23 protein-coding genes and 2 pseudogenes are annotated in these 25138 nt (G+C 71.1%); 17 read left to right on the forward strand and 8 right to left on the reverse strand.

Annotated elements, in window-relative coordinates; all coding sequences use genetic code 11:
• The first annotated feature begins 2 nt into the window (after positions 1-2).
• Positions 3-1766 carry a cytochrome c biogenesis protein ResB gene (locus tag ACIBCJ_RS25285; protein WP_362103239.1) on the forward strand — a complete coding sequence of 588 codons (1764 nt, stop codon included), beginning with the start codon at positions 3-5 and terminating at the stop codon, positions 1764-1766.
• The gene (ccsB, locus tag ACIBCJ_RS25290) at positions 1763-2878 is read left to right on the forward strand and encodes a c-type cytochrome biogenesis protein CcsB (protein ID WP_365980342.1); all 1116 of its coding nucleotides are present in this window, start codon (positions 1763-1765) and stop codon (positions 2876-2878) included. Before ACIBCJ_RS25285 ends, ccsB begins: the two co-directional genes overlap by 4 nt.
• A 13-nt stretch (positions 2879-2891) precedes the next feature.
• On the opposite strand, the gene ACIBCJ_RS25295 is transcribed toward ccsB, so the two are convergent.
• Both ACIBCJ_RS25295 and ACIBCJ_RS25300 read right to left on the reverse strand, forming a co-directional pair.
• Positions 2892-4298, reverse strand: a complete 1407-nt coding sequence (locus ACIBCJ_RS25295) for a condensation domain-containing protein (RefSeq protein WP_365980343.1) — start codon at positions 4296-4298, stop codon at positions 2892-2894.
• Between the two features lie 83 nt (positions 4299-4381).
• A complete protein-coding gene (locus ACIBCJ_RS25300; RefSeq protein WP_365980344.1) occupies positions 4382-5530 on the reverse strand; it encodes a WYL domain-containing protein in 1149 nt (382 codons plus the stop codon).
• A gap of 109 nt (positions 5531-5639) precedes the next feature.
• Here ACIBCJ_RS25300 and ACIBCJ_RS25305 point away from each other — a divergent pair, with 109 nt between their 5' ends.
• The gene (locus tag ACIBCJ_RS25305) at positions 5640-6047 is read left to right on the forward strand and encodes a VOC family protein (RefSeq protein WP_365980345.1); all 408 of its coding nucleotides are present in this window, start codon (positions 5640-5642) and stop codon (positions 6045-6047) included.
• Between the two features lie 149 nt (positions 6048-6196).
• On the opposite strand, the pseudogene ACIBCJ_RS25310 reads toward ACIBCJ_RS25305, so the two are convergent.
• Positions 6197-6502 (reverse strand): annotated as a pseudogene (locus ACIBCJ_RS25310) (PLD nuclease N-terminal domain-containing protein); the annotation flags it as partial.
• Positions 6503-6592: 90 nt separating this feature from the next.
• Here ACIBCJ_RS25310 and ACIBCJ_RS25315 point away from each other — a divergent pair.
• The 10 genes from ACIBCJ_RS25315 (at position 6593) to ACIBCJ_RS25360 (ending at position 14885) form a co-directional block, all read left to right on the forward strand.
• On the forward strand, positions 6593-8050 hold the full coding sequence (locus ACIBCJ_RS25315; protein ID WP_362103233.1) for a menaquinone biosynthesis decarboxylase: 1458 nt from the start codon (positions 6593-6595) through the stop codon (positions 8048-8050).
• Positions 8047-8952 carry a menaquinone biosynthesis prenyltransferase MqnP gene (mqnP, locus tag ACIBCJ_RS25320; RefSeq protein WP_133887543.1) on the forward strand — a complete coding sequence of 302 codons (906 nt, stop codon included), beginning with the start codon at positions 8047-8049 and terminating at the stop codon, positions 8950-8952. Before ACIBCJ_RS25315 ends, mqnP begins: the two co-directional genes overlap by 4 nt.
• Before the next feature lie 55 nt (positions 8953-9007).
• Positions 9008-9658 carry a UbiX family flavin prenyltransferase gene (locus tag ACIBCJ_RS25325; RefSeq protein ID WP_365980500.1) on the forward strand — a complete coding sequence of 217 codons (651 nt, stop codon included), beginning with the start codon at positions 9008-9010 and terminating at the stop codon, positions 9656-9658.
• 92 nt (positions 9659-9750) lie between these two features.
• Complete coding sequence (locus ACIBCJ_RS25330) at positions 9751-10209, forward strand: Lrp/AsnC family transcriptional regulator (protein ID WP_362103232.1); 459 nt, start codon at positions 9751-9753, stop codon at positions 10207-10209.
• A gap of 44 nt (positions 10210-10253) precedes the next feature.
• The gene (mqnE, locus tag ACIBCJ_RS25335; protein ID WP_133887544.1) at positions 10254-11417 is read left to right on the forward strand and encodes an aminofutalosine synthase MqnE; all 1164 of its coding nucleotides are present in this window, start codon (positions 10254-10256) and stop codon (positions 11415-11417) included.
• Positions 11418-11615: 198 nt separating this feature from the next.
• Entirely contained in the window at positions 11616-12266 is a 651-nt protein-coding gene (locus tag ACIBCJ_RS25340) for a UdgX family uracil-DNA binding protein (protein WP_365980346.1), read from the forward strand.
• Between the two features lie 16 nt (positions 12267-12282).
• Positions 12283-12807 (forward strand): GNAT family N-acetyltransferase, encoded by a 525-nt coding sequence (locus ACIBCJ_RS25345; RefSeq protein WP_362103230.1) that lies wholly within the window; start codon positions 12283-12285, stop codon positions 12805-12807.
• 108 nt (positions 12808-12915) lie between these two features.
• Complete coding sequence (locus ACIBCJ_RS25350; protein WP_133887547.1) at positions 12916-13215, forward strand: DUF4229 domain-containing protein; 300 nt, start codon at positions 12916-12918, stop codon at positions 13213-13215.
• A gap of 140 nt (positions 13216-13355) precedes the next feature.
• Complete coding sequence (locus ACIBCJ_RS25355) at positions 13356-13457, forward strand: putative leader peptide (protein ID WP_309546884.1); 102 nt, start codon at positions 13356-13358, stop codon at positions 13455-13457.
• 72 nt (positions 13458-13529) lie between these two features.
• Positions 13530-14885, forward strand: coding sequence for a dicarboxylate/amino acid:cation symporter (locus ACIBCJ_RS25360; RefSeq protein WP_362103229.1), 1356 nt, complete (start codon positions 13530-13532; stop codon positions 14883-14885).
• An 805-nt stretch (positions 14886-15690) separates the two neighbouring features.
• Here ACIBCJ_RS25360 and ACIBCJ_RS25365 read toward each other — a convergent pair.
• Positions 15691-17136 (reverse strand): recombinase family protein, encoded by a 1446-nt coding sequence (locus tag ACIBCJ_RS25365; RefSeq protein ID WP_365980347.1) that lies wholly within the window; start codon positions 17134-17136, stop codon positions 15691-15693.
• 68 nt (positions 17137-17204) lie between these two features.
• On the opposite strand from ACIBCJ_RS25365, the pseudogene ACIBCJ_RS25370 reads away from it, so the two are divergent.
• Both ACIBCJ_RS25370 and ACIBCJ_RS25375 read left to right on the forward strand, forming a co-directional pair.
• A pseudogene (locus ACIBCJ_RS25370) lies at positions 17205-17351 on the forward strand (dicarboxylate/amino acid:cation symporter); the annotation flags it as partial.
• A gap of 60 nt (positions 17352-17411) precedes the next feature.
• Positions 17412-18101: a TetR/AcrR family transcriptional regulator gene (locus tag ACIBCJ_RS25375; protein WP_362103227.1), complete on the forward strand. Its 690-nt coding sequence runs from the start codon at positions 17412-17414 to the stop codon at positions 18099-18101.
• On the opposite strand, the gene ACIBCJ_RS25380 is transcribed toward ACIBCJ_RS25375, so the two are convergent.
• Positions 18089-18988: a MaoC/PaaZ C-terminal domain-containing protein gene (locus ACIBCJ_RS25380; protein ID WP_365980348.1), complete on the reverse strand. Its 900-nt coding sequence runs from the start codon at positions 18986-18988 to the stop codon at positions 18089-18091. The genes ACIBCJ_RS25375 and ACIBCJ_RS25380 overlap by 13 nt on opposite strands.
• Positions 18988-20280, reverse strand: coding sequence for a 3-oxoacyl-ACP reductase (locus ACIBCJ_RS25385; RefSeq protein ID WP_365980349.1), 1293 nt, complete (start codon positions 20278-20280; stop codon positions 18988-18990). The genes ACIBCJ_RS25380 and ACIBCJ_RS25385 overlap by 1 nt, the downstream gene beginning before the upstream one ends.
• Before the next feature lie 149 nt (positions 20281-20429).
• Here ACIBCJ_RS25385 and ACIBCJ_RS25390 point away from each other — a divergent pair, with 149 nt between their 5' ends.
• Together ACIBCJ_RS25390 and ACIBCJ_RS25395 are read left to right on the forward strand one after the other, a co-directional pair.
• Positions 20430-21716 carry an acetyl-CoA C-acetyltransferase gene (locus tag ACIBCJ_RS25390; protein ID WP_365980350.1) on the forward strand — a complete coding sequence of 429 codons (1287 nt, stop codon included), beginning with the start codon at positions 20430-20432 and terminating at the stop codon, positions 21714-21716.
• A gap of 223 nt (positions 21717-21939) precedes the next feature.
• Complete coding sequence (locus ACIBCJ_RS25395) at positions 21940-23898, forward strand: AMP-binding protein (RefSeq protein WP_362513165.1); 1959 nt, start codon at positions 21940-21942, stop codon at positions 23896-23898.
• A 27-nt stretch (positions 23899-23925) separates the two neighbouring features.
• Here ACIBCJ_RS25395 and ACIBCJ_RS25400 read toward each other — a convergent pair whose 3' ends face one another.
• Positions 23926-24570, reverse strand: coding sequence for a methyltransferase domain-containing protein (locus ACIBCJ_RS25400; protein WP_365980351.1), 645 nt, complete (start codon positions 24568-24570; stop codon positions 23926-23928).
• Positions 24571-24692: 122 nt separating this feature from the next.
• The gene (locus tag ACIBCJ_RS25405) at positions 24693-24896 is read right to left on the reverse strand and encodes a cold-shock protein (RefSeq protein WP_003974443.1); all 204 of its coding nucleotides are present in this window, start codon (positions 24894-24896) and stop codon (positions 24693-24695) included.
• Positions 24897-25138 lie beyond the last annotated feature (242 nt).

The raw sequence follows: 25138 nt of genomic DNA on the forward strand, positions 1-25138 counted from the left end.
CGATGAGCACCACTTCGAAAACCACCCCCGGTACCGACCCCGGCGAACAGCCGAAGGCCGACGGCGGCGACCAGGACCTCGGCGCCGCGGGTTCCCAGCTCTCCACCGCCCCCGCGGAGGAGGCCCCGAACCTCCCCTCGCTCGGCGTGACCGGGTGGGCCCGCTGGTTCTGGCGCCAGCTCACCTCGATGCGCGTCGCGCTGCTCCTGCTCCTGCTGCTGTCCCTGGGCGCGATCCCCGGGTCGCTGATCCCGCAGGACGGCGTCGACGCCATGAAGGTCGAGGAGTTCCGCACCGACCACGACCTCCTCGCCCCGGTCTACGACAAGCTCGGGCTCTTCCACGTCTACAGCTCGGTGTGGTTCTCCGCGATCTACATCCTGCTGTTCGTCTCCCTGATCGGCTGCATCGTCCCGCGCACCTGGCAGTTCGTCGGCCAGCTCCGCGGCCGTCCGCCCCGCGCCCCCCGGCGCCTGGACCGGCTGCCCGCGTACACCACCTGGCGCACCGCCGCCGGGCCCGAGGAGGTCCGCGAGGCCGCGCTGAAGCTGCTGAAGAAGCGCCGCTTCCGCGCCGACGCCGCCGGTGACGCCGTCGCGGCCGAGAAGGGCTACCTGCGGGAGGTCGGCAACCTCGCCTTCCACATCGCGCTGATCGTGCTGCTGATCGCCTTCGCCTGGGGCCAGCTGTTCAAGTACGAGGGCAACAAGCTGATCCTGGAGGGCGACGGCTTCGCCAACACCCTCACCCAGTACGACGACTTCAAGTCCGGGAACCTCTTCGACCCGGACGACGACCTGTCCCCCTTCAGTTTCACCCTGAAGGACTTCCACGGCACCTACGAGGCGACCGGCCCCAACCGCGGCACCCCGCGGATCTACGAGGCCGCGGTCACCTACAGCGAGGGTGCCGACGGCGCCGAGCAGTCGAAGACCATCAAGGTCAACCAGCCGCTGAACGTCGACGGCTCCAAGGTGTACCTCGTCAGCCACGGCTACGCGCCCATCCTCACCGTCAAGGACGCCAAGGGCGACGTGGTGATGGACAAGCAGGCGGTGGCCCTGCTGCCGCTGGACGGCAACGTCACCTCCTCCGGCGCCGTCAAGGTCATGGACGGCTACCGCAACGCCGAGGGGGAGAAGGAGCAGCTCGGCTTCAACGCGTTCTTCCTGCCGACCTATGGCGGCAAGGGCAGCGGCATGCAGTCCACCTTCCCCGCCCTGGTCAACCCGATGCTCGCGCTCTCCGCCTACCACGGCGACCTCGGCGTGGACTCGGGCATCCCGCAGAGCATCTACCAGCTCGACAAGAGCAACCTGGACGAGTTCAAGGGCTCCGACGGCAAGCTGTTCAAGCAGCAGCTCAAGGTCGGCGACACCATGAACCTTCCCAACGGCGCCGGCTCCGTCACCTTCAACGGCGTCCAGGAGTGGGCCGGCTTCCAGGTCACACAGCAGCCCGGCAGCGGCTGGGCGCTCGGCGGCGCCGTCGTCGCCATCTTCGGCCTGGCCGGGTCCCTGTTCATCCAGCGCCGCCGCGTCTGGGTGCGGGCCGTGCGGGGCGCCGACGGCGTCACCGTCGTGGAGATGGCCGGCCTCGGCCGCAGCGAGTCCGCGAAGGTCCCCGCGGAGCTCGGCGACCTCGCCGGGGTCCTGTACGAGCGGGCGCCCGCCGCGCCCGAGCACGCCGAGCACGCCGAGAACCCCGCCACCCCCGAATCCCCCGACACCCACGCCGTCACTGCCGAAGGGGCTGAGAAGAAGTGAATCTCGCCGCCGCGACCAACGAGCATCTCGCGAACGTCAGCAACACGCTGATCTACTCCGCGATGGCCGTCTACACCCTGGCCTTCTTCGCGTACATCGCCGAGTGGCTCTTCGGCAGCCGCAGCAAGGTCGGCCGTACCGCCGCCGCGCTCACGGCCGACGCCGCCGCCAAGGCCGCGTCCGGTCCGGCCGTCACCGTGAAGAAGGCCGGCACCACCGCCGTACTGGAGCGGCCGCAGGTCGTGGTGCGCTCCGCCGCCGGCTCCCGCGACGTGCCCGACGGGCCCGGCGCGCACGGCGGCACGGAGAAGGGCGACCTCTACGGCCGCATCGCCGTCTCCCTCACCGTCCTCGCCTTCGCCATCGAGGCGGGCGGCGTGGTCGCCCGCGCCCTGTCGGTGCGGCGGGCGCCGTGGGGCAACATGTACGAGTTCAACCTCACCCTCACGACGGTCGCCGTCGGCGTGTACCTCGTGCTGCTCGCCCTGCGGAAGAACGTCCGCTGGCTCGGCCTGCCGCTGGCCACCACCGTGCTGCTCGACCTCGGCCTCGCCGTCACGGTCCTCTACACGGCGAGCGACCAGCTGGTGCCCGCCCTGCACTCGTACTGGCTGTACATCCACGTCTCGACCGCCATCTTCTGCGGCGCGGTCTTCTACGTCGGCGCGGTCGGCACGCTCCTGTACCTCTTCAAGGACAGCTTCGAGAGCAAGCTCGCCGCCGGCGGCACCCCCGGGCGCTTCGCCAGCTCCGTCCTGGACCGGCTGCCCTCCGCCGCCTCCCTCGACAAGTTCTCCTACCGCGTCAACGCCGCCGTCTTCCCGCTGTGGACGTTCACGATCATCGCGGGCGCGATCTGGGCGGGCGACGCCTGGGGCCGGTACTGGGGCTGGGACCCCAAGGAGACCTGGTCCTTCATCACCTGGGTCGCCTACGCCGGCTACCTGCACGCCCGCGCCACCGCGGGCTGGAAGGGACGCAAGGCCGCCTACCTGGCCCTCATCGCCTTCGCCTGCTGGCTGTTCAACTACTACGGCGTCAACATCTTCGTCTCCGGCAAGCACTCCTACGCGGACGTCGGCCTGGGCGCCCTTCAGTCGGTCGGTTTCTGAACCGGCCCGACCTCTACTGCGGGACGTCACCGCGGGCGACGCCCGTGACGACGTCCCGCAGCCGTTCCACGTACAGCCGCAGGTTCTTGTGGGCGACGTCGGTGTCCGGGTAGCGGCTGGCGAACCACAGGCCCTCCGGGAGCCGGGTGACCCAGGCGCACACCTGGTCGCCGTAGGAGACCCGCAGCAGCGCGTACGCCGTCAGGTCCGGCCAGCTGTCGGCGCCCGGGACGCCGCGGGCGTCGACGTACGACACGATCGAGTACAGGTCGGGCGAGGTCGGCCGGAAGTCGGTGCCGAGCAGGCGCAGCACGCGGTCGATCGGCATCCGGGACAGCCGCCGGTTGGCCTGGAGTTCGGCGCGGACGGTGTGCAGCGCACCGGGGAAGTCGCGGGCCCTCTCCGCCGGGACCTCGATCGGCGCGCCGCCCACGTACCAGCCGACGGACTCCGCCCACTGGGACCGCGACCGGGTGTGGAAGGGCACCACGGTGCGGTAGACGGGCTCGCCGCCGATCTCGTGGACGATCAGCGCGGTCGCGGCCAGCACCCCGACGAGGCTGCCGCCGTACGGACGGCAGTACGCCTCGAACGCGGCGGCGTCGGCGGCGTCCACCAACGGCTCCCGCAGCAGCCGCTGTTCGGGCAGCGCGCCGCCGGGCCGGACGCCGAGGTCGACGGGGAAGGACGGCAGCCGTCCGTCGCACCGCCGGATGAACTCCCGCCAGCGGGCGACGATGTCGTGGTCGCCGTCGATCCGGTCCGCGTCCGCCCGCTCGGCCTCGCAGAAGTCGACGTAGGAACCGACCCGCGGCCGCGGCACGGTCCGCCCCGCGACGCCGGCCGCGTACAGCTCGCCGACCTCGGCGGGGATGCGGTAGAGGGAGTAGGCGTCGACGTTGCTGTGGTCGAAGGCCATGTAGACGCTGACGCCGTCGTCGCGGACGACCGCCGTGTAGATGAGGTTGGGCCAGCGCAGCGCGTCCGCGACGCGGTCGAAGCGGTCCTGGAGGTGGCGGGCCAGCCGTTCCGCGTCCGGGAAGTCGCCGACGTCCTCGCGGTGCAGGGTCACGGCGTCCGCGTCGAGCGTGAACCGCCGCATCGCCTCGCCGCGGTCACCGCTCCACCGGAAGCCGCTGCGCAGCGTCTCGTGCCGCAGGGTCCAGGCGCGCAGCGCCTCCTGGAGCACGCCGAGGTCGACCGGGCCCGGGATGTCGAAGGCCGCGCCGAGCCAGGTCGGCACGAACAGGCCGTCCTCGCGCACCGACCGGGCCGTGCGGATGTGCGACTCCTGGATGTACGCGGGCGGCCGCGTGTCCTCGGGCAGCGCGGCCGCGATGTCGAGCGTCCTGGGGCTGAGCGTCCACTCGACGAGGCGCCCGGGCCGGATCTCGCAGCGCTGGATGTCGGTCATTCGCACGAGGGGGTCTCCGTTCGCAGGTGTACAGACCCGACCAAGACAATGCCGTCGCGGCGGCCCCGCACCTGGTGTGTGGACACTGTTCAACGGAACGGATGGCCTCTCGAACGCCGATCCGTCCCCCCGTCCGGACCACCCTTCACCCTTCCCCCGTGGCCCCTCCACCCTTCGTTCCCGCCATGGCCCGCTGTGGTCCGTCGTCCGTCGTCCGTCGTCCGTCGTCCGCCGTGCGGTGGGGTGTGCCGGGCGGCGTCCCTGAGCCGGTCCGCGAGGTCCGCGACGAGGCCCCGCAGCTCGTCCGGGCGCTCGACGACGAACGGGCGGTCCAGCGACGCGAGGACACCCGGCAGCCAGTCGAGGCGTTCGGCCCGGATCTCGACCCGGCACCAGGGTCCGTCCGCCGCCCCTGCCCTCCCCGGCTCGCCGCCGTCCGCCTCCGCGGCCACGACCGCCACGCTGCCCGGCAGCAGGGCGCGTACCTCCTCCGCCGTTCCCCGCACCCGTACCGTCACCTCGTGCCGGTAGGGAGCGGTGGCCAGTGCCGTCAGCACCCGTTCCGCCGGGCCGGGGCCGGATGGCGGGGCGAAGGTGCCCGGCAGGACCCGCGCACCGGCGACGCGGTCGAGACGGAACGTCCGGTCCTCGGCGACCGAGAGGTCCCGGCCCGTCACGTACCACCGGCCCGCGTGCGCGACGAGCCCGTACGGGTACATGGTGCGTTCACCGCCCTTGCCGCTGCCGCCGGTGTACCGGATCGCCACCGGCCTGCGGTGGCGCACCGCGTCGGCGAGCGGAAGCAGGACCGCCGCGTCCGGAGCGGGCGGCTCTTGCGGGGCGCTCGTGAAGGCGAGGGAGTCGAGCACCGCGTCCAGCCGGTGCCGCAGCCGCTCCGGCAGCACCCGCCGGATCTTCGCCGCCGCGGTCTCGGCCGCCGTGCCCGCCGCCCCCGTGATCCCGGCCCGCCGCCCGGCCGCCAGGCCCAGCAGTACGGCCAGTGCCTCGTCGTCGGTCAGCATCAGCGGCGGCATGCGGTGACCGGGGGCGAGCCGGTAGCCGCCGTAGCGGCCGCGCACCGACTCGACGGGAACGTCGAGGTCGACGAGGTGGTCGACGTACCGGCGCACCGTGCGCTCGCCGACGCCGAGCCGGCCGGCGAGTTCGGCCACGGTCCGCACACCACCCGCCTGGAGCAGTTCGAGCAGGGTGAGCACACGGGACACGGGACGGGACATGCCCGCAAGTCTCCCGCCGATACCGGCCGGAAGGTGACCGGTATCGCGCCTAGCGTGCGAAGGAGCGTGCGAAGGACGGCGCTGAACACGACTGAGCAGGAGTGAACCGATGCATCTCGTCTCGATCCGCGTCATCACGGACGACGTCGCCCGCCTCGTCGGCTTCTACGAGCGCGCCACCGGCCTGCGCGCGACCTGGGCCACCGAGGACTTCGCGGAACTGCGCACCCCTTCCGGCACTCTCGCGATCGGCGGTACCCGCACCGTGCCGCTCTTCGCCCCCGGCTCCGCCCGGCCGGCCGACAACCGCAGCGTGATCATCGAGTTCCTCGTCGACGACGTGGACGCCGTGCACCGGAACCTGACCGGCTTCGTCACGGAGTTCGTCAGGGAACCGACGACCATGCCCTGGGGCAACCGCGCGCTCCTGTTCCGCGACCCCGACGGCAACCTGGTCAACTTCTTCAGCCCGGCGACCCCGGCCGCCGCCGAGAAGTACGCCGACGTCCCCCGCTGACGGATCTGACGGATCCGACGGATCCGACGGGCGGTCGGAGCGGGCGGATCCGACGGAGCGGAGTCTCAGGACTCGTCCCGCCTGCCGCCCCTGCGGTCCTCGTCGTCCTCGGCGGGGCCCCCGCGGCCGGTGCCGCCGTCCCGCGGGCCGTCCTCCGCCCGGTCCCCGTCCGCGTCACGAGGGTGGTCGCCGAGCGACTTCAGGAACTCGGGGTTGTCGTCCGGCGCCACCCACTGCCGGCGCCCGCCGCCCTGCCAGGACGACGCGCCGGCCGGCTGCCGCTTCTTGCCGGCGATGATCCACGAGATCGAGCCGACCAGCGGGAAGAGCAGCACGAGGATCGCCCACAGCGGCTTGGGCATGTGGCGGATGTCGGCGTCCTTCGTGCTGATGCAGTCGATGAACGCGTAGACGCTCAACGCCAGTGGCACGAGGAACATCAGCACCCGGAGCATGGGGCCTCTCCCGCGGGAAGCTAGGGGGTGGGGACGCGTCAGGGCCCCCAGGTACAGGGCCAGGGTAGCCGCTCGGGGATACTGGACGGCATGGCTTACGACGATCTTCGCTCCCTGCTCAGGGCGCTGGAGCGCGAGGGCGACCTCAAGCGCATCAAGGCCGAGGTGGACCCGTACCTGGAGGTCGGGGAGATCGTCGACCGGGTGAACAAGGCGGGCGGCCCGGCGCTGCTCTTCGAGAACGTGAAGGGCTCCGACCTGCCCCTCGCCATGAACGTTTTCGGCACCGACCGGCGCCTCCTCAAGGCACTCGGACTCACGTCGTACTCCGACATCTCGGACAAGATCGGCGGACTGCTCCGCCCCGAGCTGCCCCAGGGCTTCGTCGGCGTGCGCGAGGCCTTCGGGAAGCTCGGCGCGATGACGCATGTACCGCCGAAGAAGGTGAAGGCGGGCAGCGCGCCCGTCCAGGAGGTCGTGCTCACCGGCGACGACGTGGACCTGGACCGGCTCCCCGCGCTCTTCACCTGGCCGGACGACGGCGGCTCCTTCTTCAACCTGGGCCTCACCCACACCAAGGACCCCGAGACCGGCATCCGCAACCTCGGCCTGTACCGGCTCCAGCGCCACGACCGGCGCACCATCGGCATGCACTGGCAGATCCACAAGGACAGCCGCAACCACTACCAGGTCGCCGCCCGCCGCGGCGAGCGCCTGCCGGTCGCGATCGCCTTCGGCTGTCCGCCGGCCGTGACCTACGCCTCCACCGCGCCGCTCCCCGGCGACATCGACGAGTACCTCTTCGCGGGCTTCCTCCAGGGCAAGCGGATCGAGATGGTCGACTGCAAGACGGTCCCGCTCCAGGTCCCCGCTCAGGCCGAGGTGGTGATCGAGGGCTGGCTGGAGCCCGGTGAGATGCTCCCCGAGGGTCCCTTCGGCGACCACACCGGCTTCTACACGCCGCAGGAGCCCTTCCCCGCCCTGAAGATCGACTGCGTGACGATGCGGAAGCGCCCGCTGCTCCAGTCGATCGTGGTCGGCCGGCCCCCGACGGAGGACGGCCCCCTGGGGAGGGCCACGGAGCGCTTCTTCCTCCCGCTCCTCAAGATCATCGTCCCGGACATCGTGGACTACCACCTCCCCGAGGCCGGCGGCTTCCACAACTGCGCGATCGTCTCGATCGACAAGAAGTACCCCAAGCACGCCCAGAAGGTCATGCACGCCATCTGGGGCGCGCACATGATGTCCCTGACCAAGCTGATCGTGGTCGTCGACTCCGACTGCGACGTCCACGACCTGCACGAGGTCGCCTGGCGGGCGCTCGGCAACACCGACTACGCCCGTGACCTCACCGTCGTCGAAGGCCCGGTCGACCACCTCGACCACGCCTCGTACCAGCAGTTCTGGGGCGGCAAGGCGGGCATCGACGCCACGAAGAAGCTGCCCGAGGAGGGCTACACGCGCGACGGGGGCTGGCCGGACATGGTGCTGTCCGACCCGGATACGGCGGCGAAGGTCGACCGCCGCTGGAAGGAGTACGGACTGTGACCTCGGCTTCCGCCGCCCTGCCCCAGCAGCCGGGGCGCACCAAGGCGTTCCTGCGCCTGGTGATGATCGAGCACTCGGTGTTCGCGCTGCCCTTCGCCTACATCGCCGCGCTGACCGCGATGTACAGGTGGGACGAGAACATCCACTGGGGCCGGCTCCTGCTGGTCACCGTCGCCATGGTCGGTCTGCGCACCTTCGCGATGGCGGTCAACCGGATCATCGACCGCGAGATCGACGCCCGCAACCCGCGCACCGCCCACCGCGAACTGGTCACCGGCGCCATGTCGGTCAGGCACGCCTGGACCGGCGCCCTGGTCGCCCTCGTCGTCTTCCTCGGCGCGGCGGCCCTGCTCAACCCGCTCTGCCTGGCCCTGGCCCCCGTCGCGGTGATCCCGATGGTGGTCTACCCGTACGGCAAGCGGTTCACGAACTTCCCGCAGGCGATCCTCGGTCTCGCCCAGGCGATGGGCCCGATCGGCGGCTGGCTGGCGATCAGCGGCGAGTGGTCCTGGGAGGCCGTGATCCTCGGCCTCGCGGTGGGCATCTGGATCGGCGGCTTCGACCTGATCTACGCCTGCCAGGACGTCGAGACCGACCGCGAGGTCGGTGTCCGCTCGGTCCCCGCCCGCTTCGGCGTCCCGGCCGCGATCCGAGGCGCCCGCGCCTGTCACACGGTCACCACGGCCCTGTTCGTCTGGTACGCCCTCGCCACCGATGCCGGCGCGTTCTTCTGGTTCGGCTTGGTGATCGTCGCGGGCGCCTTCCTCTACGAGCACAGCATCGTGCGCCCGACCGACCTGTCCCGTCTCAACAGGGCGTTCTTCAGCGTCAACGGCTTCATCGGCATCGCCCTGTTCGTGTGCGCGCTGCTGGATCTGCTCGTACGGGGCCTCACGGTCTGAAAACCCTGACCCTGCGACTAGGCTCGGCATCATGAAGCCAGGACAGACGCAGCGCGTGCCTTGGATCGTGGGGGTGTCCGGGGCGTCCGGCACCCCGTACGCCGCCGCCGTGCTGCGTGCGCTGCTCGCCGCCGGCGAAAGCGTCGACCTGGTGGTCAGCCGGGCCTCGCGGCTCACCCTGCTCGACGAGACCGGCATCCCCTTCCGCGACGCCCACTGGCAGCACGACCTGCGTGCCTGGCTGTCCCGCGGAGCCGACGGAAAGCCCGGCACGTTCGACGCGGACGTCTCCGCGGTACGGCACTGGAGCGCGGGCGACCTCGCCGCCGGGCCGTCCTCGGGGTCGTACCCGACGAAGGGCATGCTGATCGTGCCCGCGTCCACCGCCTGTGTGGCCGGTGTCGCGCTCGGGCTCTCGAAGGACCTGCTGCAGCGCACCGCGAGCGTGACCCTCAAGGAGCGCCGCCGGCTCGTGGTGGCCGTACGGGAGACCCCGCTGGACGGCCGGACACTGCGGCACCTGGTGACCCTGGACGACGCGGGCGCGGCCGTGGTGCCCGCCTCCCCGGCGTTCTACGCGGGAGCGACGCACATCCAGGACCTGGTGGACTTCGTCGCCGGCCGCGTGCTCGACGCGGCGGGCGTCGGGCACGACCTCTACCGCCGCTGGCGCGGCGACCTCGGCGGGGCCCGCCTCACCGGCTGAGCGGCGCCGCAGCAGCACCTCCCCCCCCACATGTTTGTGACCCACGGTTGTTACCCACATCTTCAGATTCCTCAGTGGAAGGCTTCGATCGCATGGACGCGGTGGACAGGCAGCTCATCCAGGCCCTGAGGGAGAACGGCCGGGCCTCCTACGCGGAGCTGGGGCGCCTGGTCGGACTCTCCGGACCCAGCGTCACCGACCGCATCAACCGGCTGGAGGCGGCCGGCGTCATCACCGGCTACCGGGCCACCGTCGACGCCGCCTCGCTCGGTCTCGGCGTCACCGCCCTCATCGGCGTCTCGCTCTCCGACGCCGCCGACCACGAGGACGTCGCACAGCGCCTCAAGGAGCTGCGGGAGATCGAGGACTGCTGGTTCATCGCCGGCGACGACTCCTACATGCTCAAGGTGCGCGCCGCCGACGTGGACGGCCTGGAGAGCATCATCCGGCGGCTGTCGGGCACCAAGGGCGTGTCCAGGACCCGTACCACCATCGTCCTCTCCACCAAGTGGGAGAACCGGGTGGGCGAGCTGCCGGAAGAGGAGCAGTAGCCGGGGCGTACGGTTGTCGAGTTCGTCTGAGAAAGAGGTATCGCATGGACGCCGGGCTCAAGCGCGAGCTGGAGGAGAAGGTCCGTTCCGGTGAGCGGCTGACTCGTGAGGACGGCATCGCGCTGTACGAGTCGGACGATCTCGCCTGGCTCGGCGGCCTCGCGCACGAGGTGCGGACGCGGAAGAACGGTGACGTCGTCCACTTCAACGTCAACCGTCACCTGAACATGACCAACGTGTGCACGGCGTCGTGCGCCTACTGCTCCTTCCAGCGCAAGCCGGGGGAGAAGGACGCGTACACGATGCGGATCGAGGAGGCGGTGAAGCTCGCCAAGGCGATGGAGGGGGAGAACCTCACCGAGCTGCACATCGTCAACGGCCTGCACCCCAACCTGCCCTGGCGCTACTACCCGCGCTCGCTGCGGGAGCTGAAGGCGGCGCTGCCCGAGGTGTCGCTGAAGGCGTTCACCGCCACGGAGATCCACCACTTCGAGACGATCTCCGGGATGTCCGCGAGCGACATCCTGGACGAGCTGATCGACGCCGGCCTGGAGTCCCTCACCGGCGGTGGCGCCGAGATCTTCGACTGGGAGGTGCGGCAGCACATCGTCGACCACCGCACCCACTGGGAGGACTGGTCGCGCATCCACCGCCTGGCGCACGAGAAGGGCCTGAAGACCCCGTGCACCATGCTCTACGGCCACATCGAGGAGCCCCGCCACCGCGTGGACCACGTGCTGCGCCTGCGTGAGCTGCAGGACGAGACGAACGGCTTCCAGGTCTTCATCCCGCTGCGCTACCAGCACGACTTCGTGGACATGAAGGACGGCAAGGTCCGCAACCGGCTCCAGGCGCGCACGCAGATGGCGACCGGCGCGGAGGCCCTGAAGACGTTCGCGGTCTCGCGGCTGCTGTTCGACAACGTGCCGCACGTGAAGGTGTTCTGGGTGATGCACGGCGTCCAGACCGCGCAGCTCGCCCTCCAGCACGGCGCGGACGACATGGACGGCTCGGTCGTCGAGTACAAGATCACGCACGACGCGGACGACTTCGGCACGCCGAACAAGCTGACGCGCGAGGACCTGCTGGACCTGATCCGCGACGCCGGATTCCGGCCGGTGGAGCGCAACACGCGCTACGAGATCCTGCGCGAGTACGACGGTCCCGACCCGGCCCGCCGGGAGTCGCCGCAGCCGATGCGGGTCTGAGCACCCGGTTGTTCTCCGGATGCGGGTGAGCGGGTGGTCGCTCGCGCCCACCCCCGCGCCCTGGGCCGGCGCAGTCCCGGCGCCTTGTGGGCAGGCGCCGGGAGCATGCCGCCGAGGGGCGCGGGGAACTGCGCGACCAGCCACACACAACCCGCAGCCGACACGGGTCCGGGCCCCCACGGCGGGTAGTCGGACCACATGACCGGCAGCGTGACCTCAGAGGACGCCTACACCGCGGAGCCCTTCGTGCCCGACCGCGGCGGCCTCCCCGCCCTGCGCGAGGCGGCGGCCGGCTGCCGGGGGTGCCCCTTGCACCGCGACGCCACCCAGACCGTCTTCGGCGCCGGCAAGGCGTCCGCCCGCCTCATGCTCGTCGGCGAGCAGCCCGGCGACCAGGAGGACCGGCAGGGCAAGCCCTTCGTCGGCCCCGCCGGCCACCTCCTCGACCGGGCCCTGGCGGAAGCCGGCCTCGACCCGGCGGACGCGTACGTGACCAACGCCGTCAAGCACTTCAAGTTCACCCGGGCCGAACCCCGCAAGCGCCGTATCCACCAGGCGCCCACCCTGCGCGAGGCGGCCGCCTGCGGCCCCTGGCTGGCCGCCGAGCTGCACCGGGTGGAGCCCGAGCTGATCGTGGTGCTGGGCGCCACCGCCGGCAAGGCGCTGCTCGGCTCGTCGTTCCGCGTCACGCGGGTGCGCGGCACGGTGCTGGAGGAGGAGGTCCACGGGCACCCGCGGCGCCTGGTGCCGACCGTGCACCCGTCGGCGGTGCTGCGGGCCGACGACCGGGAGGGGGCCTACCGGGGACTGGTCTCCGACCTGAAAGTCGCCGCACGGACACTCGGGTAATGACTACTATGGCTTGGTGTCCCTTACCTTTACCCTGGATCCGGCCGTCACTCCCGACCTCCGCGACGGCGTACTCGACCTGTGGACCGACGTCACCAACGCCGGCGGCTCCGTGGGCTTCGTGCCGCCGGTGACGCGCGAGGACATCCGCCCCGAGCTGGTCAAACACCTGGCCGGCATGGCCGAGGGCCGCACCCGCCTGCTCGTCGGCCACGACGAGGACGGACGGGTGGCCGCCACCGCCTTCCTCGCCCTCAACACCCACCGCCTGATGCGGCACTGGCTGTGGCTCTACACGGTCATGGTCCACCCGCGCCACCAGGGCCGGGGCTACGGACGGGACCTGATGGCCGCCGCCGCGGACGCCGCCCGCACCGTGGACGGCATCGAGGCGGTCCGGCTCACCTGCCGGGGCGGGCTCGGCCTGGAGCGGTTCTACGCCTCCTGCGGATACAAGGAGGTCGGCCGGGTCCCCGGCGCCATCCGCGTCGCCCCCGGCGACGACCGGGACGACGTCTTCATGCTCCTCCCGCTGGCCTGACGCCGCGCCCGACCCCTTCGCCCGGCCCGACCCCCCTGCAAGATCGCCGGTCCGGCATGTTTCACTGGACAGTGCCTCTTTGTGCCAGAAACGGAAGAGTGGATTGAGATGCTCCGCTACACGCTGATGCGCCTCGGCATCTTCGCAGGCTGCCTCGTGGTCGTCTGGGGCCTCGTCTACGCCGGGGTGTTCCCGCGCGGCCTCGGCGACTCCAACGGCATGTGGATCCTCCTGCTCTCCCTGCTGATCTCCGCCCCCATCAGCTTCATCGCGCTGCGCAAGGAGCGGGACCGCGCTTCGGTGCAGGTCGCGGGCCGGGTCACCCGCATGAAGGCCAACCTGGAGGCCAGCCGCGGCCAGGAGGACACCGCCGACGACACCGCACGGGCGCAGGGCCAGACCTCGTAACGTCCGTCACGCACGCGCACGCCCCGGCTTCCGAATTCACCGGAAACCGGGGCGCTTTGCGTTTTGCGGGCAGGAGTACGCTCCCGCCTCTCAAAGTATGGCTTTGAGTGTCTCAAAGCATGGGTGTTAAAGTCGTGTGCATGAAGCAAGCAGCCGCGCCCACCACACCACAGCGCCTCGCGCTCGTGGCGCGCCTGCACGTGGACCTCTGCCGGTGCGCGTCCGCGAACTGTCGCCCCTGACGTTCCCCCCTCGCCAGTCGTCCCCACGTCAGCTCAGCGCGTCCCATCCCGCGTCCCGTCCCCTTACGGAGCATGTCCGTGTCTTCACCGTCCCCGGAGTCGACCTCCTCGTCGGCGTCCACGTCGGCGTCCGCGTCGCCGTCCTTCGCGAAGTACCTCAAGGTGCCCTTCTGGGCCCAGATACTCGCCGGCCTCGTCCTCGGCGTCCTGCTGGGCTGGCTGGCCCGCAGCCAGGACATATCGTGGCTGGTCACCACCCTGGAGAAGATCGGTGACACGTTCATCGGCCTGCTGAAGCTGGCCGTCGCGCCCCTGGTCTTCTTCGCGATCCTCGTCTCGATCACCAACCTGCGGAAGGTCAACAACGCGGCCCGCCTCGCGTCCCGCACCCTCCTCTGGTTCATGATCACCTCGCTGATCGCGGTGGCCATCGGCCTCGTCATCGGCCTGGTCACCAACCCCGGCGCCGGCACCGGCCTCACCCCGGCCGACGGCGCCAAGCCCGAGCACACCGGTTCCTGGATCGACTTCCTGACCGGCATCGTGCCGACCGACGTCATCACGCCGTTCACCGAGCTGAACGTCCTGCAGATCGTCTTCATGGCCGCCGTCGCCGGCATCGCCGCCCTCCAGCTCGGCGAGAAGGCCCAGCCGATCCTGAACCTGAGCGAGTCGATCCTCGAACTCCTCCAGAAGGCCCTGTGGTGGGTCATCCGCCTCGCCCCGCTCGGCACCGTCGGCCTCATTGGCAACGCCATCGCCACCTACGGCTGGGACCTGATCGGCAAGTACGCCACCTTCACCGCCGACATCTACGTCGGCTGCGCCCTGGTGATGTTCGTGGTCTACCCGACGCTGCTCGCCACCGTCGCCAAGGCCAGCCCGCTGCAGTTCTTCAAGGGCGCCTGGCCCGCCATCCAGCTGGCCTTCGTCTCCCGCTCCTCGGTCGGTACCATGCCGCTGACCCAGAAGGTCACCGAGCGCCTCGGCGTCCCGAAGGAGTACGCGTCCTTCGCCGTGCCGTTCGGCGCGACGACCAAGATGGACGGCTGCGCCGCGATCTACCCGGCGATCGCCGCGATCTTCGTCGCGCAGATCTTCAACATCGACCTGGGTGTCGGCGACTACCTGCTGATCGCCTTCGTCTCGGTGGTCGGCTCCGCCGCCACGGCCGGCCTCACCGGCGCCACGGTCATGCTCACCCTGACCCTCTCCACCCTGGGCCTCCCCATGGAGGGCGTCGGCCTCCTCCTCGCCATCGACCCGATCCTGGACATGATGCGGACGGCGACGAACGTCGCGGGCCAAGTTGTAGCTCCGTTGATTGTGTCGGCGCGTGAGGGCATCCTCGACCGCGACAAGTTCAACAGCGTGGCCTCGGCGCCCGTTGACGCGGAGGAACCGCAGGCTGTGCCGGTCGCCGCCTGACCGCTGACTGGCAGCACAGTTGACGCCCCGCGCCAATACCTGGTGCGGGGCGTCGGTCTTTGCTTGGTTGCTCCAACCGCTGGATGCGGGGTGGAACTTCGGAAGACTGCGGTCTGTGCTCGTTATGGCGCTGATCGAGGAGCCCATCCCTCGGCGCCCTGCTCAGGAGCGAGCCGGTTCAGGACGCTCTCAACGAGAGCGAAGTCTTTGTCGTGCAGGGCAGTGACCTGTGGGGCCACTCGCCTCACTCTGCTCGTTGTCTTGGCGGGCGCCACGCCGAACCCGTGCGCATCTGATCTTGAGGAGGGCTGCGACAGGGTACGCGCGGCTACGTCCCAGAGCCCGGCACCCACCCTGTGCGATCACCGTCCTCGGATCGTTCGTCCGGGTCGTCGTGGCCGGTCGTTCCAGCTTCCGCGGTCGTGGCGCTACCTCTGCGAGCCGGCCGGGCTCACCCGCGCAGTGCGTGCTTCCGCCCAGCGCGTGGCTGTCCGCCAAGTACGTCACCAAGGGCACCGACGAGACAGGCGCCGGCACCGACCACAAGGTCACCCTCAGGGACGGCATCGACACGCCCCCGCCAGCCGACACGTCCGCACCCTCATGCACACCTGCTGGCGACTCGGCCGCCTCCACGAATACGCGCCCCTGCGCCTGCGCACCTGGACACCCATCCTCGGCTATCGCGGACACATCCTCACCAATCCCGCGCCTACTCCACCACCTACGCCCCGCTCCGCGTCGAACGCGCCCACCACGTCGGCCACGCCGATACTCCCGACGCGATCACGGAGGCGTACTGGCGCTACATCGGCTCTGGCTCCTCATGCTCTGCGCCGACCGGCGTAATCTTGATGGACGTGATCTCCGGCGGCTTGCGCCTGCCGCGGCCGATGCTGAAGACCTCAACGCTGTCGATAACCGATGTCACGATGGCGCGACGGCGTTCGAGGTTCTCGGGCGCATCGTCCTTCCAGACCGAAAGAACATCGGTTTCGACGCGGGATCGACGGATGGTCGCTGTTGCCTCGCGCGTGCGCAAGGTCTGGAGCTCTGCGCGCAGGTGGGTCAAGGAGTCGAAGTAGTCTTCGTCCTCCATCTGACCTTCCTTCCAGCGGCCTCGGAGTGCTCGGATACGGCTCTCCAGCAAACTGATCTGGCTCGTGAGGTCCTCCGTCTGTGCCTCTTCCTTCTGAGGCATGCGGGACAAGAGCGCAGCCTCAACTACCTCATTGAGACGGTCTTCAATCCACTCGTACTTGCGGCTCACTTTGCCGCAGCCCAATTGACCGTTCCGACCTCGCTGGGCCGAGTGACAGAACGTCCGTCGGAAGGTTCGTCCTTGGATGGTCGCCCACTGGACCCGCATGGCGGACCCGCAGTAGCCGCACCGCAGGAACCCGGAGTACACATGCTTCCGCTTGCCCGACCCCCGCGCTGCCGGAGTGGCTCGCCCATCGAGCAACGTCTGAACGTTCTCCCACTGCTCGCGCGTCAGTGGGGCGCCGTAGATGCTGTCCCCTATGTCCTGACCCTTGTAGGTGACGATTCCTCCGGTTCGTTCTGACCGGTACACCCGCTTCACTGACTGGATCGTCCAGGCGCCACCCTGTGGCGTTGCAGAGCCCTCGGAACGCCAATACCGCGCTACATCGCCGGGTGTCTTCGCGATCCGGCCCATCAGCATGCGGTAGCCCTCGCGGATGAGCTTGGCCTCGCCTTCGTCCAGCTCCTTGAAGTACGACCCCTCTTTGAACCCGAACTGCCGCTTCCCGCCGGCATGCGGCTTGCACTGTTCCCTTCGCTGCAAGAGGGAATTGTTGATGCGCTCCGACATGCGCTCGGTCTCCTGTTGAGCCACCGCGCCCTTGATCGTCAGGATCATGCGGCCGTTGGCTGTCGCCGTGTCCTCGCCCTCCGTCGTGGCGAACGCGAACCCGTGTTCCTTCTGCTCTTCGAGGAAGCTGGTCAGCTCGCTGATCCGGCGCGTCAGGCGGTCGATGGAGTAGACGACGATGCCGTCGATGAAGCCGTCTCGTGCGTCTCTCAGCATCTCCGTGTACTGAGGGCGGCGACGCTTGCTTGTGGTCGACGCCGACACGTCGTTCTCCGGGTAGACCTTGAGGACTCCCCACCCCATGCGTTCGCACAGCTCCCGGCACGCCTTCTCCTGGCGCTGGATGCCGAGTTCCTGACCTTTGCGATCCTTGCTGATTCGTACGTAGATGCCTACACGCTTCGGCTTGGCCATGCCCCACCCTGGTCACGCGTTAGATGCCTGCACTCTCTACAACGTGCATACATAAACAACGGTTATGCGTCGCGGGCCAAGCCCTCGTCCCGGTGATCGTCTCGGCCCGCGAGGGGCTGCTCGACCGCAAGGCGTACGACGAGGCGCACGCCTCGCCGATCGACGAGCCGGCGCGGGAGAAGCAGGACGCGGAGCCGGTTCCGGCCGCCGCCTGACCGTCCGGTCCGGGCCGCTCACGTCCTGAACGACTCCGCACGGACCGTACGCTGATTCGCATGGGTGCAGGGAAGACCAAGCGGATGCCGCGTGCGGTCCGTGAGCAGCAGATGCTGGACGCCGCCGTGAGCGTCTTCGGACGGCGTGGGTACATGGCGGCGTCGATGGACGAGATCGCCGAACTGGCGGGCGTGTCCAAGCCGCTGGTGTACCTGTACCTGAACTCGAAGGACGACCTCTTCAGCGCCTGCATCCGCCGCGAGGCCCGCGCCCTCACCGAGGCGGTGCGGGCCGGCGTGCGTCCGGGGCTCTCCGCCGACGGGCAACTCTGGTCGGGACTGCGGGCGTTCTTCAGTCACACGGCGCGGCACCCGGACGCCTGGCGGGTGCTGCACCTGCACGCCCGTACCCACGGCGAGCGGTTCGCGGCCGAGGTGGCGGCGATGCGCGAGGAGATCGTCGCGTTCGTGACGCAGCTGATCGCCGCCGCGGCGCGCGCCGCGCACCGGGACCCGCACCTGCCCGAGGGCGAGGTCGCCGGGCTGGCCGAGGCGCTGGTCGGGGCCGCGGAGTCGCTCGCCGACTGGGCGGGCGCCACCGAGGGCGTCACCGCCAAGCAGGCGGCGGCGACCCTGATGAACTTCGCCTGGGCCGGCCTGGGCGACCTGATGGCGGGGCGGCCGTGGTCCGCGCCGGAGGAACCCGGGGCGGGAGCGGCGGACCAGGTTCTGCCGGTTCAGGCCGGGTAGGGCCGGACCTCACCGGACAGGTGCAGCCGCCGCCCCTCGTCGCCGCGCAGCTCGAACTGTCCGCTGCCGCCCGGGTCGCCGGTGTCGGCGCCGTACGTCACCGTGCCCGGCAGCAGCACCGGTGCCAGGAACCGTGCCCGCACCACGGCCGCGTCCGGTGTCCCGTGCTCGGCGAGGCACCGGGCGACGGACCACATGCCGTGCGCGATGGCCCGCGGGAAGCCGAAGAGGCGGGCGGTGAGCGGGTGCAGGTGGATCGGGTTGCGGTCCCCGGAGGCGGCGCCGTAGCGCCGGCCCACGTCCCCGGCGAGGCGCCACCGGGCGCGGACGGGGAGGGGGCCGGCCGGGGTACCGTCCGTGCCCTGCGGGGTGGCGGCGGTGCGGTGCCGGGCCAGATAGGTGCTGCGGGACTCCCACACGAGGTCCGCGCCGGTACGCAGCTGTGTGACCACCGACGCCTCGGTGCCGCGCCGGTGCGGGGCCAGCCCCTCGACGTGCACGGAGAGTTCGTACGCGGCGCTCGCCGGCACGGCCGCCCGCCGGGTGATGTCGACGGACGTGTGGACGAGTCCGAGCAGGGGCAGCGGGAAGGTGCGGGCGCTCATCAGGCGCATGGCCAGCGGGAAGCCCAGCACGTGGGGGTAGGTCGGCGGAAGCGCGTCCGCGCCGGTCGGGAAGCCGCACACCCGCTCGTAGGCCGCGAGCCGCGCGAGGTCCACGCGCAGGCCGGGCACGACGAGGCGGGTGCGGGGGAAGTCCGCGTCGGGGCGGGGGCGCTTGAGGGGCGACAGCAGTGCGCCGCGGGCGAGGAGCGGGGCGAGGGCGGGGACGCCGGACAGCGTGGTGGTCGCGGCGGCGGAGGGGGTGGAGGGGCTCGTGGCGGTCATCACGCCCCCAGCAGGCTCTGGCCGCAGACCCGTACGACCTGGCCGTTGACCGCGCCGGAGGCCGGGTGTGCGAGCCAGGCGGTGGTCTCGGCGACGTCCACCGGCAGCCCGCCCTGGGCGAGGGAGTTCATGCGGCGCCCGGCCTCGCGGATGAAGAGGGGGACCGCCGCCGTCATCTTCGTCTCGATGAACCCCGGTGCCACCGCGTTCACCGTCACCCCGTGCTCCGCGAGCGCGCGCGGCGCCAGCGAGCGGACCAGGCCGACGATGCCGGCCTTGCTCGCGCCGTAGTTGGTCTGCCCCGCGTTGCCCGCGAGTCCGGCGATGGAGGCCGTCGCCACGATCCGGCCGCCCCGGTTGACGGCGCCCGCCGCGAGCAGCGCGTCCGTGGTGCGCAGGACGCTCGCGAGGTTGACGTCGAGGACGGAACTCCAGCGGTCGGCGGGCATGTTGACCAGGCGCCGGTCGCGGGTGATGCCGGCGTTGTGGATGAGGACGTCGAGTCCGCCGGGCAGGGCGGCGGCGATGCGCTCACCCGCGTCGGCGGCGGTGATGTCGAGGGCGAGGGCGGTGCCGCCGAGGCGTTCGGCGGCCCGGCGTGCGGCGTCCTCGGCCTGCGGCACGTCCAGGACGACGACGTGGGCGCCCTGCCCGGCCAGCGTCTCGGCGACCGCCGCGCCGATGCCCCGCGCGGCGCCGGTGACCAGGGCGGTGCGCCCGGCGAGCGGCAGCGCCCAGTCGTCGGGTGCGGTGCTCCCGCCCGCCGTGCCGACCTCGATCACCTGGCCGCTGACGTAGGCGGAGGCGGGGGAGAGGAGGAAGCGGAGGGTGGATTCGGCGGGCGCGGCGTCGGTGAGCCGGACGAGGTTGACGGTCGTGCCCCGGCCGATCTCCTTGCCGAGCGAGCGGGTGAAGCCCTCCAACGCCTGCTGGGCGGCGGCCTGGTGGTGGTCGTCCGGGTCGGGCGGGGCGCCGAGCAGCACCACGCGGCCGCTCGCGGCGACGGAGCGGACGACGGGGTGCAGGGCGCCGTGCACCTGGGCGAGCGCCTCGACGTCCCGTACGCCGGTGGCGTCCAGGACGACGGCGGCCGGCCGCCCGTCCTCGTCCCGGCGCAGGCCCGTGCGGGCCAGGACCGGTGCCGGGTCGAGGTCCGTCTTGCCGGCCGTGAGGTGCAGCAGGCCCCCGTCGAGCGCGTCCCGCCGCAGCGCGGCGGGTTGCGGCAGGCCGAGCCTGCGGGTGAGGAAACGTCCGGGCGCGGTGCCGGTGAAGCTGAGATAGCGGTCGGCCATGTCTGTCTCCCAGGCGGCGGATGGGGGTCCCCCCGCGCGAGCGTGTTCGAGCGTGGGGGAGTCTCCAGAGACGGTCCTGCCCACAATTGCTTACTCTGGAGTAAGGTTACCGGAGGTAAGCCTATGTCACGGGTGAGGAGCAGGTCGAGATGAGCCCTCTGGCACCGCGGCCCACGCGCCGCGTCGCGGTCCTCGACGGCGCGCGCATCCCCTTCGCGCGCTCCGACGGTCCCTACGCCACCGCGTCCAACCAGGAGATGCTCACCGCCGCCCTCGACGGGCTGGTCGGGCGCCACGGTCTCCAGGAGCCGGGCGCGGTCGGCGAGTTCGTGGCCGGCGCGGTCCTCAAGCACAGCCGCGACTTCAACCTCGCCCGCGAGACGGTCCTCGGCTCGGCCCTCGATCCGCGCACCCCCGCCTACGACATCCAGCAGGCCTGCGGCACCGGCCTCCAGGCCGTGATCGCCGCCGCCAACAAGATCGCCCTCGGCCAGACCGAGTCGGCGATCGCGGGCGGCGCCGACACCGCGAGCGACGCCCCGCTCGGCGTCAACGACCGGCTGCGCCGCATCCTGCTGGAGGCCCGCCGGGCGAAGACCGCCGGCGGCAGGCTCAGGGCGCTGGCCAAGATCCGCCCGGCACACCTGGTCCCCGACATCCCGCGCAACGCCGAGCCGCGCACCGGCCTGTCGATGGGCGAGCACGCCGCCGTGACGGCGCGCGCCTGGGACATCTCCCGTGCGGATCAGGACGCGTTGGCCGCCGCGAGCCACCAGCGGCTGGCGGCGGCGTACGAACGCGGCTTCTTCCAGGACCTGGTGATCCCCTTCCGGGGCCTGGCCCGGGACCAGAACCTGCGTCCCGGCTCGACGGTGGAGAAACTGGCCGCGCTCAAGCCGGTGTTCGGCCTCGACGCCCCCGGCCCCACGATGACGGCGGGCAACTCCACGCCCCTGACGGACGGTGCGGCGACGGTGCTGCTGGCGAGCGAACAGTGGGCCGAGGCCCGGGGCATCCGGCCCCTCGCCTACCTCACGGCGTACGAGACGGCGGCCGTGGACTTCGTCGGCGGGGACGTGGCCGGCGGCGAGGACGGGCTGCTGATGGCCCCGGCGTACGCGGTGCCGCGGATGCTGGAGCGGGCCGGGCTCGGCATCGGGGACTTCGACCTCGTCGAGATCCACGAGGCGTTCGCCTCCCAGGTGCTGGCCACGCTGGCCGCCTGGGAGAAGCGCGGCCTCGACCCGGTGGACCGCGCCCGGCTGAACGTGGCGGGCTCCTCCCTCGCCACCGGCCACCCCTTCGCCGCCACCGGCGCCCGCATCGTGGCCACGCTGGCCGCCCTGCTCGCCGAGCGGGAAGGGCCCGGGCGCGGTCTGATCTCCGTGTGCGCGGCGGGTGGTCAGGGCGTCACCGCCATACTGGAACGAACGTGACTTACCCTCAGGTAACCCCCAACACTGCACACCTCCGGCGCGGGAAGATCCCGGAACACGCACCAAGTCCCCACGCGAACACCGTACGATCCGGTCACTGACCGCCGGTAACCCCTGTCCGCGGGACCGGCGATGAACGCCTCGGCGCGCGAGGCACGTACGTCATGCAGCAGAGCAGCGACATCAGAAGCAGTGTCTTTGCTGCACGTCCCAGGAGCCGCCCGTGTCCACCCCGCTTCCCTCCTTCGCCGCATCCGCCGCCTACGCCGACTCGCCCGGCCCCGCCCTGGTGGTGCCCGAGACGCGGATGCTGGACGGAGCCGTACGGGAGGCGTACGTACCGCCGTTCGCTCCGCCGGTGCGCCGCGGGTCCCTCGCCGACCTGCCCTTCGACAACGCGGCGGCCGTCCCCGACCAGGTCGTCCTCAGCCGCCGCTCACCGGACGGCGACTGGTCCGAGGTGACGGCGGCGGAGTTCGCCGGGCAGGTGCTGGCGGTGGCCAAGGGCATGATCTCCGAGGGCCTCCTGCCGGGCGACCGCATCGCGATCATGGCGCGGACGACGTACGAGTGGACGCTGCTGGACTTCGCCGCGTGGGCGGCCGGGCTGGTCACCGTGCCCGTCTACCCGACCTCCTCCCTCTTCCAGACCCGCTGGATCCTCCAGGACTCCGGCGCCGTCACCCTGGTCACCGAGACCACCGCGCAGGCCGCCGCCCTCGGCCCCGAGCTGGACCGCATGCCCGACCTCAAGCACCTGTGGGTCATGGACAAGGGGCACGTGGAGCGGCTCGCGGAGCTGGGCGCGCGGGTGCCGGACGCGGAGGTGGAGGTGCGCCGCGGCATGCTCGGCCCGAGCACGCTGGCCACCCTGATCTACACCTCCGGCACGACCGGCCGCCCCAAGGGCTGCGTGCTCAGCCACGGCAACTTCTTCGCCGAGGTCGACAACGCGATCGAGCTGCTCTACCCGGTCTTCAAGGCGGAGACCGGCGAGGAGCCCTCCATCCTGCTCTTCCTGCCGATGTCCCACGTCTTCGGCCGCATGGTCGCCGTGGCCGCCGTCCGTGCCCGGGTCCGTCTCGGGCACGCGCCGAGCCTGAAGCCGCAGGACCTGCTGCCCGACCTGGCGGCCTTCCGCCCGACCTGCCTGCTGACCATCCCGTACATGCTGGAGAAGATCTTCAACAGCGCCCGGGCCAAGGCCGAGTCCGGGGGCCGGGCCGCGGCCTTCGACCGCGCGGTCTCGGTGGCGGTGCGCTACGGCGAGGCCAAGGAGGCCCGCCAGACCGGCACCGGCGGCGGCCCCGGCCGCGGCCTGAGGACCGCCCGCTCCTTCTACGACCCGCTGGTCTACCGGAAGATACGCAACGCCATGGGCGGCCGGGTCAGGTACGCCATCTGCGGCGGCTCCCCGCTCGGCCGCCGCCTGGCCGCCTTCTACGCCGGCGCCGGCATCGACATCTTCGAGGGCTACGGCCTCACCGAGACCACCGCCGCGGCCACCGTCACGCCGCCGCTCAAGCCGCGCCTGGGCACGGTCGGCTGGCCGCTGCCCGGCACCCGCATCCGCATCGCCGCCGACGGCGAGATCCTCGTCGCCGGCGAGCAGGTGCTGCCCGGCTACTGGGACCCGCAGGCCGGCGGCGTCGTCCAGGCGGCACCCGACGGCTGGTTCGCCACCGGCGACATCGGCAGCCTGGACGACGAGGGCTACCTGACGATCACCGGCCGCAAGAAGGAACTGCTGATCACCGCCGGCGGCAAGAGCGTCGCCCCCGCGCCGCTGGAGAACTGGCTGCGCTCCCACCCCCTGATCTCGCAGTGCATCGTGCTGGGCGACCGCCGCCCCTACGTCTCCGCCCTGTTCACCCTCGACCCCGACGGCCTCACCCACTGGCGCCGCATGAACGGCAAGCACCCGGTGCCGCCGGAGCTGCTGACCGACGACGAGGAGGTCCGCGCGGTGCTCCAGCGCGCGGTCGACGAGGCCAACAAGCTGGTCTCCCGTCCGGAGTCCATCCGCCGTTTCGCGATCCTCCCCCGGGACTTCACCGAGTGGGAGGGCCACCTGACCCCCTCCATGAAGCTCCGCCGCGACGCGATCATGCGGGACTTCGCGGCGGCCGTGGAGGGGCTGTACGACGGGCAGGAGAGGGCAGGCCTCGGCGAAGGGCGATGAGGCACGCCCGGCACGAGAGCGCGGGGCTCAGCGGCGGGCGATGAGACAGGCCTGCGGTGTTTGCGCCACCGTCGTCTCCTCCGTGATCCGCACCGTCCGGGACAGCACGGTGAACCCGGCCTCCTCCAGCAGCCCGGCCATCGGCTCGGGCCGTCGCCGCTCGAAGTCCAGGGCGACCGGGTGGCCCCACGGCCGGTCGTGGTGGCGCGGCTCGTCGCCGACCTGGAAACCGAGCAGCAGATGCCCGCCCGGGGCCAGGGCCCGCCGGATCTCCCCGAAGAGGTCCGGCAGCCGCTCCCACGGCGTGTGGATCGACGAGTACCAGGAGACGGCCCCCGCGAGAGCCCCGTCGGGCAGGTCGAGGTCCAGCATGGACCCCTGCTCGAAGCGCAGCCCCGGGTTCTCCCGGCGCGCGATCGCGAGCATCGAGGCGGACAGGTCGAGGCCGAAGACCCGCAGGCCCAGCGAGGCGAGGTGCGCGGTGACCAGACCGGGACCGCAGCCCAGGTCGGCCACCTGCCCCCGGGGCCCCACCAGCTCGGCGAAGGCGCCCATCAGCGCCCGGTCCAGCGGGGCGTCGTCGAGCACGGTACGGAAGCGGGCGTGGTAGTCCTCGGCGACGGCGTCGTAGAAGGCCCGGGTGGTGGTCACGAAGGCGGGGTCGGTGGTCATGCGCGGACCCTAGGGGCAGCCACTGACAACGGGACCGGCGGCGGGAAGTTCATCGAGGATTCACGAAAGGCAGGAGCCCCGTCGCCGAAACCGGCGCGGGGCTCCTTGGGTACTGCTGTCAATCAGACAGGAGTGACGTTCTCCGCCTGCGGACCCTTGGGGCCCTGCGTGACGTCGAAGGACACCTGCTGGTTCTCCTCGAGGGAACGGAATCCCTGAGCGTTGATCGCGGAGTAGTGGACGAAGACGTCCGGGCCGCCGCCTTCCTGGGCGATGAAACCAAAGCCCTTTTCGGCGTTGAACCACTTCACGGTTCCGGTAGCCATAAGCCCTCCTTGGGCCCAAAGGGTTGCCCTGCTCCAGAACCAGCAAATGTGAAGACTTTGAATGTCGCACAACTGCATACGTCTGAGAACGACGAGAGCCCGCGGTCACATGCTCCGCAGGCTCTGTACTGCAAGGGAAACCAAACTGCAACTTGCTGTGAGCCTAGCACGCAGGGACCCCAGCGCAACAGAGGTCAAGATCACTTCACCCGGACGTTTGAACACCTGCGCCGTTCGGCTGA

The sequence above is a fragment of the Streptomyces sp. NPDC051136 genome (assembly GCF_044455745.1).
In the GTDB taxonomy this organism is placed as follows: Bacteria; Actinomycetota; Actinomycetes; order Streptomycetales; family Streptomycetaceae; genus Streptomyces.

Coding starts and splice junctions, on each gene's coding strand:
- ACIBCJ_RS25365 (WP_365980347.1), bottom strand. CDS start 17,136: ATGGCCAAGCCGAAGCGTGTAGGCATCTACGTACGAATCAGCAAGGAT.
- ACIBCJ_RS25380 (WP_365980348.1), bottom strand. CDS start 18,988: ATGACCGCCACGAGCCCCTCCACCCCCTCCGCCGCCGCGACCACCACG.
- ACIBCJ_RS25340 (WP_365980346.1), top strand. CDS start 11,616: ATGACCGGCAGCGTGACCTCAGAGGACGCCTACACCGCGGAGCCCTTC.
- mqnE (WP_133887544.1), top strand. CDS start 10,254: ATGGACGCCGGGCTCAAGCGCGAGCTGGAGGAGAAGGTCCGTTCCGGT.
- ACIBCJ_RS25355 (WP_309546884.1), top strand. CDS start 13,356: ATGAAGCAAGCAGCCGCGCCCACCACACCACAGCGCCTCGCGCTCGTG.
- ACIBCJ_RS25300 (WP_365980344.1), bottom strand. CDS start 5,530: ATGTCCCGTCCCGTGTCCCGTGTGCTCACCCTGCTCGAACTGCTCCAG.
- ACIBCJ_RS25375 (WP_362103227.1), top strand. CDS start 17,412: ATGGGTGCAGGGAAGACCAAGCGGATGCCGCGTGCGGTCCGTGAGCAG.
- ACIBCJ_RS25330 (WP_362103232.1), top strand. CDS start 9,751: ATGGACGCGGTGGACAGGCAGCTCATCCAGGCCCTGAGGGAGAACGGC.
- ACIBCJ_RS25285 (WP_362103239.1), top strand. CDS start 3: ATGAGCACCACTTCGAAAACCACCCCCGGTACCGACCCCGGCGAACAG.
- ACIBCJ_RS25315 (WP_362103233.1), top strand. CDS start 6,593: ATGGCTTACGACGATCTTCGCTCCCTGCTCAGGGCGCTGGAGCGCGAG.
- ACIBCJ_RS25350 (WP_133887547.1), top strand. CDS start 12,916: ATGCTCCGCTACACGCTGATGCGCCTCGGCATCTTCGCAGGCTGCCTC.
- ACIBCJ_RS25390 (WP_365980350.1), top strand. CDS start 20,430: ATGAGCCCTCTGGCACCGCGGCCCACGCGCCGCGTCGCGGTCCTCGAC.
- ACIBCJ_RS25305 (WP_365980345.1), top strand. CDS start 5,640: ATGCATCTCGTCTCGATCCGCGTCATCACGGACGACGTCGCCCGCCTC.
- ACIBCJ_RS25405 (WP_003974443.1), bottom strand. CDS start 24,896: ATGGCTACCGGAACCGTGAAGTGGTTCAACGCCGAAAAGGGCTTTGGT.
- ACIBCJ_RS25385 (WP_365980349.1), bottom strand. CDS start 20,280: ATGGCCGACCGCTATCTCAGCTTCACCGGCACCGCGCCCGGACGTTTC.
- ACIBCJ_RS25400 (WP_365980351.1), bottom strand. CDS start 24,570: ATGACCACCGACCCCGCCTTCGTGACCACCACCCGGGCCTTCTACGAC.
- ACIBCJ_RS25360 (WP_362103229.1), top strand. CDS start 13,530: ATGTCCGTGTCTTCACCGTCCCCGGAGTCGACCTCCTCGTCGGCGTCC.